Consider the following 14,072-nt stretch of genomic DNA (forward strand, 5'->3'; position numbering starts at 1 on the left):
ATTCGAGGGGCTTGTCGAGCGCGAAGGTGCGCCCGCCTCAGGCGGACAGTGCACTCGCCCAGTCGGTCTGCGCCTGCACCACCAGCGCTTTCAGCCCTGTCGCGTGGCGCGTCCAGGCCGCCGCCGCGGCGGCGTCCCACGCCGGCCCCGCCGCTGCGGCGAGTTCTTCGACGATCAGGTCGATGAAGGCGTCATATTCAGCCCGCGTCAACGCTCCGTAGTTGCGGTGGTTGCCGACAAGTTCGGCGACGTGCGGCCCGACCCAACGCTCTCCCCGCGCCAGTCCGACGAGCAGTTGCAGCGTCTCGTCGGTCATGCGCAACGACGCCGCCTCGAGATTGAGGAAGGCAGATACCCGCGCGGGAAAGGCCGCAAGGAAGCGCGCAAACAGCCGGTGACGGATATCGATGCCCCTGCCCTCATCGGCGTCGGCGATGGCGATCAGGCTCGCCTCCATCACCGCGGCATCGGCGTCGCTCACTTGAACAAACTGCCCAATATGCCGCGCATCAACTGGCCCCCGAACTTGCCCGCGACCTGGCGGCCAAGGCTCGTCGCCGCCGACCGTGCGGCCGACTGGACCATTTTTTCGGCCATGCTCGGTTTCGCCGCCTCCCGCGCGGCCACCTTTTCGAGCCGCAACCGTTCCTTTTCCTCGGCCGCCTTGCGCTTCGCCTCTTCCTTGGCGGCGATCGCTGCCGCCTTGTCGGCCTCAGCCTGCGCCTTGGCTTCGACCGCCGCGGCCTGCGCCTGCTCGGCCTTGGCGGCGAGCAGCTCCTCGGCGCTCTCGCGGTCGACCGCAGTGTCATATTTGCCGTCGACCGGCGAGATCGACCGGATGATCGCGCGCTCCTTGGCATCGAGCGGCCCCGCGCGCGAACAGGGCGGCTTGATCAGCGTGCGCTCGACCGGCGAGGGTGCGCCATCGGGCATCAGCAGCGATACCAGCGCCTCGCCGACCTTCAGTTCGGTGATCTCGCGCGCGACATCGACCTTCGGATTGGGACGGAAGGTGTCGGCGGCCGCCTTGACCGCCTTCTGGTCGCGCGGGGTGAAGGCGCGCAGCGCATGCTGCACGCGGTTGCCGAGCTGCCCCGCGACATCCTCGGGAATGTCGATCGGGTTCTGCGTCACGAAATAGACGCCGACGCCCTTCGATCGGATCAGCCGCACCACCTGCTCGATCTTCTCGGCGAGCGCGGGCGGCGCGTCGTCGAACAGCAGATGCGCCTCGTCGAAGAAGAAGACGAGCTTGGGCTTGTCGGGGTCGCCGACCTCGGGAAGCGTCTCGAACATTTCGCTGAGCAGCCACAGCAGGAAGGTCGCGTAGAGCTTGGGGCTCGCCATCAGCTTGTCGGCGGCGAGAATGTTGACGTAGCCGCGGCCGTTCTCGTCGGTGCGGATCATGTCCTGGATATCGAGCGCCGGCTCGCCGAAAAAATGATCGCCGCCCTGGCTTTCAAGCGTCAGCAATTGCCGCTGGATCGTCCCGACGGTCGCCTTCGACACATTGCCATATTTGATCGTCAGCTCGTCGGCATTTTGCGCGCACCAGGCCAGCATCGCCTGCAGGTCGCCCAAATCGAGCAACAGCAGATTCTGCTCGTCGGCGACACGGAACGCGATCGCCAGCACGCCCTCCTGGACCTCGTTCAGCCCCATCAGCCGCGCGAGCAGCAGCGGCCCCATTTCTGAAATGGTCGTGCGGATCGGATGGCCCTGTTCGCCGAACAGGTCCCAGAAAATCACCGGATTGTCGCGATACGCCCAGTCGCTGTCGCCGATCTCGGCGGCGCGCGCGGCGAAAATCTCGTGCATCTTCGACGCCGGGCTGCCCGCCATTGCCATGCCGGCAAGGTCGCCCTTCACGTCGGCGACGAAAACCGGAACGCCCACTGCAGAGAAACCCTCGGCGAGCCCCTGGAGCGTCACCGTCTTGCCGGTGCCGGTCGCACCCGCGATCAGCCCGTGGCGGTTCGCGCGCCTCAGCACCAGCGACTGGCGCGGCCCATCGGCCGCTCCGCCGCCACCGAGCCCGATATAGATTTCGCTTGCCGTACCGCCCTCGGTCACCCGTTGTCCTCCGCTCTTCGAACCTGTCGCAAGGTCTAGGGCAGAGACGGGCAATCGCCAAGTCCGTCATCCCGCATCCGCGACGATCGAACCGCCGAACCAATGGCGGCAGCGGCTGCAATTGTGGCGAAGAGGATAAATGGCTCCCCGGGTAGGATTCGAACCTACGACCGGTCGATTAACAGTCGACTGCTCTACCGCTGAGCTACCGAGGAGCAATCCGCCGAGGCGGACAAGGCGGCCCCTTTGCCGCCGCCCGAAGGAATTTGCAAGAGGTTATGATGATTGTTTCACGAAAGCCGGACAGCCGATAGCCGTCCGCCTCCCGCATGCGCTCAACTGATGAACTGTTCCATCGCGATGCGTTCGTCGAGGCCCTGGTCGGGATCGAAAAGCAGCGTCAGCGGCCGGCTGCGGTCCGTGGTGACCAGTACCGTCTTCACGTCGCGAATCTCGCGCTGGTCGGCGACCGCGCTGACCGGGCGTTTTGCAGCCTCGCGGACGTTGAAGCGGATGCTGGTCGATTCGGGGACGAGCGCCCCCCGCCAGCGCCGCGGACGGAACGGGCTGATCGGGGTGAGCGCGAGCATTTCCGATTCGAGCGGCAGGATCGGACCGTTGGCGCTGAGGTTGTAGGCGGTCGATCCGGCCGGGGTCGCCACCAGTACGCCGTCGCAGGCGAGTTCTTCGAGCATCGTCTTTTCGTTGATCATTACTTCGAGCTTCGCCGCCTGCCGCGTTTCGCGCAGCAGCGAAATTTCGTTGATCGCGGGCAGGATATGCCGTTCACCGCTGATCGTCGTGATGTCCCCCGACAGCGGGTGGACCAGGAACGGACGCGCCGAGGCGATTCGATCGAGCAACCCTTCGACGCGGAACTCGTTCATCAGAAAGCCGATGGTGCCGCGATTCATCCCGAACACCGGCAGACTGCGACGCTGGTCGAGCAGCATGTGCAGCATATGCAGCAGAAAGCCGTCGCCGCCCAAGGCGATCAGCATGTCGGCCTCGGCAAGGTCGACGAAATCATACAGCGGACGAAGTTCGGCCTCGGCCTCCGCCGCCGCGGGCGCGTTCGACGCGACAAGCGCGATCCTGCGTTGCATATTGCTTCGGTCCCCCAGGGGCGGACTTTACCCGCCCGTAGCACTCATGTGACGCGCGACCGCCGGTTTGGACTCTCGTTCGATTTGAAAGTCATGCGCGCGGGGTTTGCCAGCCAAAGCCGCATCGATCAAGCCATCGACATCGCCGCCGTCGCGAAGCGCGGTGCGCAGGTCCACATGATCGTCCTGCCCCAGGCACATATAGACGCGCCCCTCGACGGTCAGGCGGATACGATTGCACGTCGCGCAGAAATTGTCGCTGAGCGGCGTGATCAGGCCGAGCGTCACCGGACTGTCCTCGATCGCGAAATAGCGCGCCGGGCCGCCGGTCCGCTTGTCGACCGGAAAGAGCGCCCGTTCGGCGCGCAACGGCGCCACGAATTGATGAAGCGGGACATAATGGTCGCTGCGATCGCCCTCGACCTCGCCGAGCGGCATCGTCTCGATCAGCGTCAGGTCGCAACCATTGGCCGCGCACCAGTCCAGCATCGGCAGCAACTGGTCCTCGTTGAGCCCCGCGAGCGCGACCATGTTGATCTTGACCGACAGCCCGGCTCCGCGCGCTGCGGCAACCCCGCGCAGCGCAACCGCGAGGTCGCCCACACGGGTGATATGACGAAACGCCGCTGCGTCGAGTGTATCGAGGCTGACGTTGACGCGCCGCACTCCGGCTTCGGCAAGCATCGATGCATATTCAGCGAGCCGCATGCCATTGGTCGTGAGCGTCAACTCGTCGAGCCCCTTGCCGAGCAGCGCGCCGAGCCGCTTCGCGAGTATATCGATCCCGCGCCGCACGAGCGGCTCGCCGCCGGTGAGGCGGATGCGCCGGATGCCCCGCGCGACGAAGCGTTCGGCAAGTCTCGCCATTTCTTCGATACTGAGCACCTCCGCCTTGGGGAGGAAGGTCATGTCCTCTGCCATGCAATAGCGGCAGCGCAGGTCACAGCGATCGGTGACCGACAGGCGCAAGTAACTGATCCGTCGGCCGTGGCCATCGGTCAGCGGAGCGGTCGAGGGTGACAATGCGACCATTGGCACGGATTGTGATGCAAAAGGCAGGGGATTGGCAAGCAATGCCTGCTATGGCCGCGCCGATGAATCGCATAGTTGACACCTTCTCCGCCGCCGTCCTGCACCTTGAGGCGCTGCACGCCCGCCACGCCGCCGACATCGGCGTGATTCTGGTCCAAGTCGACCAACTCGCGCGAATCAACAACAGCGCGGGCACCGCAGCGGGCGATGCGCTGCTCGAAGAGGTCGGGCGCCGACTCGAGAATTTCGCCGGTGACGAGTTCGGACACGGTTCGCATATCGACCGGCTCGACGGACCGCGCTTCCTGATCGTTCCCGCCGCGCCGCTGTCGCTCGGGGCGCTCCGCGCACAGGAACGAACGCTCCACGTCGCGCTCGCCGAGCCGATGGTCGGCGATCCCAACGGCCGCCTCGCAATCCGCATCGCTGCGGCGATGATCACGCGCGACGAGCCCGTCGCCGAGCAGTTGCGCACCGCGAGCGACCAGCTCGCGCGCCCCGCATCGGCGCGCGATGGCGCAACGGTCAAGGCGGCGCTGTCCGCAGGCGAGGTCGTAATTCACTACCAGCCGCAATATGACGTCGCGACCGGCGCCATGACCGGTGTCGAGGCATTGCTCCGCTGGCAGCATCCCGAACTTGGCCTGCTCGGTGCAGGCGCACTCGTCACCGCCGCGCGCGCCGCACGGATGGAGTGCGAACTCACCGAACATGCACACCGCGTCGCGCTTGCCGAAATGGCAAAGTGGCCCAAGCCGCTCGCAAAGCTCCGCGTATCGCTCAACATCACTGCCGCCGACCTCGGCGACCCCGATTTTGCCGACCGGTTCGCTGCGATGACCAAGGCGGCAGGCGTCGATCCCGACCGTCTGACGCTCGAACTCACCGAACAGGCGATGCTCAGCGACCCCGCCAGCGCCGCGGCGCAGCTTGCGCAGATCCGCAACCTCGGCTGCGCGATCGCTATCGACGATTTCGGTACCGGCTATTCCAGCCTGTCGCTGCTCGCCCGGCTGCCCATCGACTATCTCAAGATCGACAGCGGCTTCACGCGGACGATCGACGGCAGCGACCGCGACCGTATCGTCGTGCGCGCGATCGTCGACCTTGCGCGCGCGCTCGGCCTCCTCGTGGTCGCGGAAGGGATCGAACACGCGGCGCAGCTTGCGCGTCTGAAGGATCTGGGCGTGGCCACCTGGCAAGGCTTCCTCAAATCGGGGCCGGTGCCCGGGGGGGAACTTCCCGCCCTCCTCACTGCATGACGACGGGATAGCGACCGCCCTCTTTTCTCCGCGCAGCAGCTCACGAAGTTCACGCAAATCTCAGGAATTAACCGGTTTTTCAACCTTGCCCGATACTGCCCCGAAGCGGGAAGCGGAGTGTTCAGGACCGGCTATGACCTTTGTGGCACCATCGAGTCTGGACGGTCTGTCGAGGGCCTATCCGATGTCGTCCGCGATGCTGCGGCACGACCTTGCGCCTCATCCGCTGCTGTCCTTGCCCGCGCTCGCCGATGCCGCGCGCGAATTGCCCCCGCAGCATATCGAGCGGCGTATCGCCGGCGCAGCCAATGGCGGCGACTTTGCCATGATCGGTGCCGACGACAGCGCGACCGCCGATATCATCCCGTCGATCGAAACCAGCGGCAGCTGGATCATGCTACGCTTCGTCGAGCAATTGCCCCGCTATCGTGACCTGCTGCATGGATTGATGGCCGAACTCGCGCCGACGATTGCCCCGCTGACCGGACCGCCACAGTCGCTCAAGGGATTCGTCTTCATCTCGGCGCCGGACACGCTGACTCCGTTCCACTTCGACGCCGAATATAATATCCTGTTCCAGATCGCCGGCGACAAGGATTTCGTCACCTATCCGCCCGAACCACCCTTTCTGTCGCGCGACCAGCGCGAAGCCTATCATCGCGCGGGCGAAAATATGCTGCCGTGGCAAGAGGGTTTCGATACGCGCGGCGCGGCGCATCACCTGACGCCCGGCGATGCACTTTATGTCCCCTATGCCGCACCGCACTGGGTGCGGGCAGGATCGTCGCCATCGGTATCGCTGTCGATGACCTGGCAGTGCGACTGGAGCGCGGCGGCGGCCGACGCGCTGGTCGTCAACCCGCTGCTGCGCCGTCTGGGGCTGCCCGCCGGGATTCCGGAATGGCCGCAGCAACCGCGCTGGCGCGCTTTGGGCTGCCGCGCCGCACGGCGGGTGGGGCTGCTGTGATCCATCAGCCGATCACCGGCGACGATATCGTCCGCGATCCCGGCGCAAGCGAGGCATATACAGTGCGGCTGTTGCGCCCCGTCGAGCTGACCGACGCCGATCAGGCCCGATGGGCGGAGCTGTCGACAGCGGCGGGCACCGCCAACGTCTTTGCCGAGCATTGGTTCATGCATGCTGCGCTGCGCCATGCCGGATCGGCGCGCGCGGCCTGGCTGGCGATCGTGCAACGGCGCGACGGCGGATGGATCGGGGCGCTGCCGCTGACGATCCAGCCGCGCTTCGGACGCTGGCCGGTGGCCAACTGGCAGACATGGTCGGCAACCAACCAGTTTCTCGGTTCGCCGCTCGTGCGCCCCGATGCCGCGCACGGCTTCTGGACCGCACTGCTGCGCCATCTCGACGATCATGGCAACGGCGGGACATTGCTGCATTGCCGCCAGTTCGCGTGGGACGACCCGGCCTGCGCTGCGCTGATCGACGTCTGCGCCGCGAGCGGGCGGGGATTTCGCCTGCTCGACCGGTTCGAACGCGCCGCGCGCCTTCCGAACCAGATCCTCGCGTTGCAGGGCAAGCCGCGGGCACGGTTGCGCAGCCTGGCGCGGCGACTGAATCGTGACCACGGCCCCGTGTCGATCGACATCCAGACGTCGAGCGCCGATTGCGAACGATGGATCAACGACTTTCTCGCGCTCGAACAATCGGGATGGAAGGGACGGGCCGGCAGCGCGCTGGGATGCGCGTCCCAGACCGAAGCCCTTTTCCGCGAGGTGATCGCGCAGGGGAGGAAACACGGACAGGTCAGGCTGGCAACGCTGGCGACCGGCGATCGGCCGCTCGCGATGTCGAGCTGGTTTGTCGGTGGCGACCGCGGCTTCGGTTTCAAGATGGCGTATGACGAGGCGTATCGGGCCTATGCGCCCGGCCTTCTCCTGATGCGTCACGTCGCCGACGAGATCGACCGGCACCCGGCGATGCTTTTCGACACCTGCGCGTCGGCGGGCGGCAACTGCGCACAGCAGCTCTGGGGCGGGAACCGGACGATCTTCGACTGCGCTGTCGCGGTCGGGCCGCCGCTTCGCCGCCTGCTCTTCGATGGCTTGATGCAGGCGCGGGCCGCCTATACGGCCATCATGCCCGGATAAAGACTCCGACCCGAAATCTGCTCAACCCGCCTGCCTGGCCAGCTTGCCGAGCCCCTTCGACAATTGCAGCGCCCCGTTGAGTCGCGCACCCACGCCGCCCCAGTCGCCGCTGATTGACAGCTTGTTGTCGGGCCGCAGGCGCGCGCGCCCCTTCAATCGTTCGACATAGGCGATGAGGCCGGGGACATTGGCGAACTGGTCGCCGTGGAAACTGACGAGCGCGCCCTTGGCGCCGACGTCGAGCTTGGAGATCCCCGCGACCTTGGCGTTCGCCTTGATCTCCATCAGCTGGATCAGGTTCGCGGTTTCAGGCGGAAGCGGGCCGAAACGGTCGATCATTTCGGCCGCGAAGGCGTCGAGGCCGGCGCGATCCTCGGCATCGTTGATGCGGCGATAGAGCGCCATGCGCAGCGGCAGATCGGGCACATAATCCTCGGGTATCAGGATCGGAGCATCGACGGTGATGACGGGCGACAAGGCTTCGCGCGGCGGTGCCGCGCCCATGCCTTCGGCCTTGGCGACAAGGATCGCTTCCTCGAGCATCGACTGGTAGAGTTCGAAGCCGACCTCGCGGATATGCCCCGACTGTTCGTCGCCGACGAGGTTGCCGGCGCCGCGGATGTCGAGGTCGTGGCTCGCAAGCTGGAACCCCGCGCCGAGCGTGTCGAGATCGCCGAGCAGCTTCAGCCGCTTCTCGGCGGCATCGGTGATCGCGCCGCCCTCCAGCGTCGAGAGATAGGCATAGGCGCGCGTCTTCGAGCGCCCGACGCGGCCGCGCAGCTGGTAAAGCTGGGCAAGGCCGAAGCGGTCGGCACGGTGGACGATCAGCGTGTTCGCGCTCGGAATATCGAGCCCGCTTTCGACGATGGTGGTCGACACGAGCACGTCATATTTACGGTCGTAGAAGGCGCCCATCCGCTCCTCGACCTCGCCCGGTGCCATCTGGCCGTGCGCGACGACATATTTGATCTCGGGAACGCGGGTGCGGAGGAACTCCTCGATATCGGGGAGGTCCTTGATCCGCGGGGTGACGAAGAAGCTCTGCCCGCCGCGGTCGTGCTCGCGAAGCAGCGCTTCGCGGATGACGACGGGATCCCAGGGTGCCACATAAGTCCGCACCGCAAGACGGTCGACCGGCGGGGTCTGGATCACGCTGAGTTCGCGCAGCCCCGACATCGCCATCTGCAAGGTGCGCGGGATTGGCGTCGCGGTCAGCGTCAGCACATGGACGTCGGTCTTGAGCTGCTTCAGCCGCTCCTTGTGGACGACCCCGAAACGTTGCTCCTCATCGACGATGACGAGACCGAGATTCTTGAACTCGACCGATTTCGCGATGACGGCGTGGGTGCCGACGACGATGTCGATCGTTCCCGCCGACAGACCGTCACGCGTCTTCTGCGCTTCGCCGGCCGGCACCAGGCGCGACAGACGACCGATGTTGATCGGGAAGCCTTTGAAGCGATCGACGAAATTGCTGTAATGCTGGCGCGCGAGCAGCGTCGTCGGCACCACGACCGCCACCTGTACCCCCGCCATCGCGGCGACGAAGGCGGCGCGCAACGCGACCTCGGTCTTGCCGAAACCGACGTCGCCGCAGACAAGCCGGTCCATCGGTCGACCCGACGCCATGTCGGCGAGAACATCGCCGATCGCGCGGTCCTGATCGTCGGTTTCCTGATAGGGAAAGCGGTCGGCGAAGGCGGGATAGGCGGCATCCTGTGCCAGCAACTCGCCCGATCGCAAAGCGCGTTGCGCGGCGGTCGCCAGCAGTTCGCCCGCGATCTCGCGGATGCGTTCCTTCATCCGCGCCTTGCGGCGCTGCCACGCCTCGCCGCCGAGCTTGTCGAGTCCGACGCCATCACTTTCACCGCCGTAGCGCGACAGGACGTCGAGATTTTCGACCGGGACGTAGAGCTTGTCGCCGCCCGAGTAAGTGAGCGCCACACAGTCGTGCGGGCTGCTGCCCACGGGGATCGACGTCAGCCCCTCGTAGCGCCCGATGCCATGATCGAGGTGGACGACGAGGTCGCCGACGCTGAGCGTCGCGAGTTCGGCGAGGAAGGCATCGGCACTCTTGCGACGCTTCTGGCGGCGGACGAGGCGTTCGCCGAGAATATCCTGTTCGGTGAGCAGGCTGATCGCGTCGCTGGCGAAGCCATGATCGAGCGGCAGCACGATCATCGCGGTCGCGCCGCCGCTTGTCGCCGACGCGGTGCCGAGCGCATCCTGCCAGCTGTCGGCGGGGGCGAGCGCCGTCACGCCATGCTCGCGCAGCAACCCCGACAACCGCTCGCGCGCGCCGCCCGAATAGCTCGCGATGATCGTCCGGCGCCCCTTGCGGCGCTCGTCGGACAGATGGTCGGCGACCTTGTCGTAGATGTTGAGGTCGGCGGCGCGCTCGGGGGTGAAGTCGCGCGCCGCGAAACTTTCGAGATCGATCACCCGCGGCGCGGGCGGGACGTCGAAGGGCGTGACGACATGGATCGGACGATCGGCCGTCGCCCCGGCCCATTCGGCCTCGCTCAGATACAGCGTTTCGGGCGCGAGCGGGCGGTAGCTGCCCGGCGATTCGCGCTCGGCGGCGACGCGGTTGGCGTGATAGTCGGCGATCGCGGCGAAGCGCGTCTCGGCGGTCGCGTCGGTGCGGTGGCCGCGCAATACCGGGGTCGCGGGGTCGATATGGTCGAACAGCGTCGCCAGCCGTTCCTCGAACAGCGGCAACCAGTGGTCCATGCCCGCCTGCCGCCGGCCCTCGCTCACCGCCTGATAGAGGGGGTCGCCGGTTGCCTGCGCGCCGAACATCTCGCGGTAGCTCGACCGGAAGCGCTTGATCGTCGCCTCGTCGAGCAGCGTTTCGGCGGCGGGGAGCAGGCTCAGCGCCTTCGCCGGCCCGAGACTGCGCTGGTCGGCGGGGTCGAAGCGGCGGATGCTCTCGATCTCGTCGCCGAAGAAATCGACGCGCAATCCGGTTTCCTCGCCAGCGGGGAACAGGTCGACGATGCCGCCGCGCACCGCGAACTCGCCCTGGTCGGCGACGGTGTCGACGCGCGAAAAGCCGTTCGAGACGAGCAGGTCCGCGAGCGAATCGCGATCGATCCGCTGCCCCGCGGCCAGCGTCGTCGCGAGCTGGCGCACGCGAAACGGGGTGAGCGTGCGCTGGGTCAGCGCCGCAACGGTGGTGAGGATCAGCTCGCCGCGCCCCGGCGGCGCCTGCAACGCCGACAGCGTCGCAAGCCGGTCGGCGCTGACGCGCATCGACGGCCCGGCGCGGTCGTAAGGCAGGCAATCCCAAGCGGGGAAACGGTGGACGGCGAGGTCGGGGGCAAAGAAGGGTGCGGCGTCGGCGATTGCCTGCATCGCGGCATCGTCGGTCGCGACATAGACGAGCCGCTTGTCGCTTGCCCGCGCGAGGTCGGCGAGCAGCAGCGGCAGGAAGCCGTCCGCGGCGCGCGCGAGGGTCAGCGATGCCGGTGCCGACGCGATGGCGGCAAAAATGTCGGCGGCGGGCATCGTCATGGCAGCGGGATATAGTCCAGCCGCCGCATCGCGGCGATCATGTCGGGGCGGTCGAGATGCGCGGGCGGATGGCCGGTGCCGAGTGCCCACGCCATGATGTCGACGTCATCCTCCTCGACGACCAGTTCGTACCAGGCGACGTCCGCTTCGTCCCAGCCGGACGCATAGCGGTCGAAGAAGCCGCCGATCATATAGTCGGCCTCGCGCGTGCCGCGGTGCCAGGCGCGGAATTTGAGGCGTTTGAGGCGGTCTTGCATGGCGGGCCTTTTAGAGCGGTTGCGCGATGTATCAAGAGAAGCGCCGTGCCTCACGCCGTTGCCCCGGTTTCGGCATGACGAAAGGGAGGGATGGCGGTTTTCGACCGGTTGCGGCCGCTCTTCTCCCCTCCCGCTTGCGGGAGGGGAAACCGGTTCGCCACTCAATCGGCAGCTCTCCACCCCCTTTCGGAAACTACGGGTCGGTTCGATACCCATGGTAGCAAGCGACCGATTGCGGACATTCCGTCGGATAATCCCGTTCGTGTCGAGCGAAGTCGAGACACCCCTCGGGAACGTGTGCCTTCCGGGTGTCTCGACTTCGCTCGACACGAACGGGCATAGAGGACAGTCCGCTTCCTACCCCAAAGCCGAAATTCAGATCGACCCACTGTCCGTCCCGGGAACCGGCACCGCCCTCAATTTTCGCTGTCCTACATTATCGCGGCGCGATAGCGTCGAGCGATGATGCGGATCCCCTGCCTGCCGACCCTCTGCCGTTCCATTGTCGTGCCGCGCGCCGAAGAGGGCGAAGGGAAGGGGGACGTGGCGTGACCTTTGTGACCTTCCGACGAAAATGCCTCGGGCGGCGGACCTGACCGAATCGCGATGCGTCCAGATATCCTCAACCCGCTCTTTGCCGCGCTCACCGACCTCAAGGGCGTCGGGCCGCAGCTCGCCAAACCGCTGACGCGGCTGGGGCTGGAACGCGTGGTCGACGTGCTGTTCCACCTGCCGACCGGACTGGTGCAGCGCTATCCCGTCGACCGGCTCGATCAGGCACAGGTCGGGCAGCAGATCATCGTCACGCTGACCGCGCAGGACTATCGTTCGGGACGCAGCCCGCGCGCGCCGTTCGGGGTCGAGGCGTTCGACGGCGCGGGCGATCATGTCCGCCTCGTCTATTTCGGACGCACCGCGGGGCTTGCGAAAAAACTGTTTCCGCTCGGCGAAGCGCGGCAGGTATCGGGCCGGCTCGACGCCTATGGTGACATGCGCCAGATCGTCCATCCGGACCATGTCGGCGAACCCGGCGAAGGCGGCATCGCGACCAGCGAGGCCGTCTATCCGCTGACCGAAGGACTCACCAACGCGCGGCTGAACCAGCTCGTCGCCATCGCGCTCGAACGGCGCCCCGACCTTGCCGAATGGATCGACGGCCCGTTGCTGACAACGCGCGACTGGCCGACCTGGCACGAAGCGCTGGCCCGCGCCCACGCCAGTCCCCACGATGCCGCGGCGCATGACCGGCTCGCCTATGACGAGATTTTCGCGAGCCAGGTCGCGCTGATGCTGATCCGTCAGGGGCTGCGCAACCGGCGCGGACGCGCCGTGGCCGGCGACGGGCGATTGACCGGGGCACTCAAACTGCCGTTCGGGCTGACCGGCGCGCAGGAGCGCGTCGGGCGCGAGATCGCCGGCGACATGGCTCAGCCGACCCCGATGCTGCGCATGCTGCAAGGCGACGTCGGGTCGGGCAAGACGCTCGTCGCGCTGCGTGCGATGCTCGCGGCGGTCGAGGCAGGCACGCAGGCGGCGCTGCTCGCGCCGACCGAGATCCTTGCGCGCCAGCATTTCGCGACGCTGCAAAAGATGCTCGGCGGGCTGCCGGTGAACCTCGCCATCCTGACCGGGCGCGACAAGGGCCGCGCGCGCGAATCGACCCTGATGGGGCTCGCCGACGGCGGCATCGACATCCTCGTCGGCACGCACGCGATCTTTCAGGAGGCGGTGACCTACAAGGATCTGGCGCTGGTCGTCGTCGACGAACAGCATCGCTTCGGGGTCGCGCAGCGGCTGATGCTGACGGGCAAGGGCGCGCGGCCGCCGCACCTGCTGGTGATGACCGCGACGCCGATCCCGCGCACGCTGCAACTCGCCAACCATGGCGAGATGGACGTGTCGCGGATCGACGAGATGCCGCCGGGGCGAACCCCGGTCGATACGCGCGTGCTGTCGATCGACCGGCTCGACGAGGTGATCGCGGGCCTCGCCCGGCATCTCGCCGGCGGCGCGCAGGCCTATTGGGTGTGCCCGCTGGTCGCCGAGAGCGAGACGAGCGAACTCGCCGCCGCCGAGGAGCGCGCCGCGCTGCTCGCCGAACGGCTCGGCGCGGATCGCGTCGGGCTGGTCCATGGGCGGATGAAGGGCCCCGACAAGGATGCGGTGATGGCGCGGTTTCAGGCAGGCGAGATCGGCGTTCTGGTCGCGACCACGGTGATCGAGGTCGGGGTCGACGTCCCCGCCGCAAGCCTGATGGTCATCGAGCATGCCGAGAATTTCGGCCTCGCGCAGCTCCACCAACTGCGCGGGCGGGTCGGGCGCGGCACCGCGCAGTCGGTGTGCCTGCTGCTGCGGTCGCAGAGCCTGTCCGAAACCGCACGCGAGCGGCTCGCGCTGATGCGCGAGACGAACGACGGCTTCGTGATCGCCGAAAAGGACCTCGAACTGCGCGGCGGCGGCGAACTGCTCGGGCTCAAGCAGTCGGGCGACGCCGATTACCGGCTGGCGTCGGCCGAACAGCTCGTGCGGCTGCTCCCGGTCGCGCACGACGACGCCCGGCTGTTCGTCGAGCGCGACGGCGGAATGGAAGGCGCCCGCGGCGAACCCGTGCGCCACTGCCTGTATCTGTTCGAACGCGACGCCGCGGTACCGCTGCTCAGGAGCGGATGAACCACCAACTCCCGTTCGTGCTGAGCTTGTCGAAGCACCGTCCTTCT

The 14,072-nt window shown here is 67.0% G+C and carries 10 protein-coding genes and 1 tRNA gene; 4 read left to right on the forward strand and 7 right to left on the reverse strand.

Annotated features, from left to right (window positions below; genetic code table 11):
• Positions 1-37: 37 nt before the first annotated feature.
• From EAO27_RS16910 to moaA, 5 genes are all read right to left on the reverse strand, one after another.
• Positions 38-481, reverse strand: a complete 444-nt coding sequence (locus EAO27_RS16910; RefSeq protein ID WP_242772023.1) for a hypothetical protein — start codon at positions 479-481, stop codon at positions 38-40.
• The gene (locus tag EAO27_RS16915) at positions 478-2,046 is read right to left on the reverse strand and encodes a helicase HerA-like domain-containing protein (protein WP_242780623.1); all 1,569 of its coding nucleotides are present in this window, start codon (positions 2,044-2,046) and stop codon (positions 478-480) included. The genes EAO27_RS16910 and EAO27_RS16915 overlap by 4 nt, the downstream gene beginning before the upstream one ends.
• A 167-nt stretch (positions 2,047-2,213) precedes the next feature.
• A tRNA-Asn gene (locus EAO27_RS16920) sits at positions 2,214-2,288 on the reverse strand.
• 120 nt (positions 2,289-2,408) lie between these two features.
• Positions 2,409-3,179 (reverse strand): NAD kinase, encoded by a 771-nt coding sequence (locus EAO27_RS16925; RefSeq protein ID WP_242772026.1) that lies wholly within the window; start codon positions 3,177-3,179, stop codon positions 2,409-2,411.
• Between the two features lie 27 nt (positions 3,180-3,206).
• Positions 3,207-4,211, reverse strand: a complete 1,005-nt coding sequence (gene moaA, locus EAO27_RS16930; RefSeq protein WP_242772030.1) for a GTP 3',8-cyclase MoaA — start codon at positions 4,209-4,211, stop codon at positions 3,207-3,209.
• A 62-nt stretch (positions 4,212-4,273) separates the two neighbouring features.
• Here moaA and EAO27_RS16935 point away from each other — a divergent pair, with 62 nt between their 5' ends.
• The 3 genes from EAO27_RS16935 (at position 4,274) to EAO27_RS16945 (ending at position 7,582) form a co-directional block, all read left to right on the forward strand.
• On the forward strand, positions 4,274-5,473 hold the full coding sequence (locus EAO27_RS16935; RefSeq protein ID WP_242772033.1) for a GGDEF domain-containing phosphodiesterase: 1,200 nt from the start codon (positions 4,274-4,276) through the stop codon (positions 5,471-5,473).
• Positions 5,474-5,657: 184 nt separating this feature from the next.
• Positions 5,658-6,440 carry a cupin-like domain-containing protein gene (locus EAO27_RS16940; RefSeq protein ID WP_242772035.1) on the forward strand — a complete coding sequence of 261 codons (783 nt, stop codon included), beginning with the start codon at positions 5,658-5,660 and terminating at the stop codon, positions 6,438-6,440.
• Entirely contained in the window at positions 6,374-7,582 is a 1,209-nt protein-coding gene (locus tag EAO27_RS16945) for a GNAT family N-acetyltransferase (RefSeq protein ID WP_242772038.1), read from the forward strand. The genes EAO27_RS16940 and EAO27_RS16945 overlap by 67 nt, the downstream gene beginning before the upstream one ends.
• Positions 7,583-7,603: 21 nt before the next feature.
• On the opposite strand, the gene mfd is transcribed toward EAO27_RS16945, so the two are convergent.
• Positions 7,604-11,098, reverse strand: coding sequence for a transcription-repair coupling factor (mfd, locus tag EAO27_RS16950; protein WP_242772041.1), 3,495 nt, complete (start codon positions 11,096-11,098; stop codon positions 7,604-7,606).
• On the reverse strand, positions 11,095-11,355 hold the full coding sequence (locus EAO27_RS16955; RefSeq protein WP_242772051.1) for a succinate dehydrogenase assembly factor 2: 261 nt from the start codon (positions 11,353-11,355) through the stop codon (positions 11,095-11,097). The genes mfd and EAO27_RS16955 overlap by 4 nt, the downstream gene beginning before the upstream one ends.
• Before the next feature lie 606 nt (positions 11,356-11,961).
• On the opposite strand from EAO27_RS16955, the gene recG reads away from it, so the two are divergent.
• Positions 11,962-14,025 carry an ATP-dependent DNA helicase RecG gene (gene recG, locus EAO27_RS16960; protein WP_242772058.1) on the forward strand — a complete coding sequence of 688 codons (2,064 nt, stop codon included), beginning with the start codon at positions 11,962-11,964 and terminating at the stop codon, positions 14,023-14,025.
• Positions 14,026-14,072 lie beyond the last annotated feature (47 nt).

It is taken from the genome of Sphingopyxis sp. YF1, assembly GCF_022701295.1.
Lineage (GTDB): Bacteria > Pseudomonadota > Alphaproteobacteria > Sphingomonadales > Sphingomonadaceae > Sphingopyxis.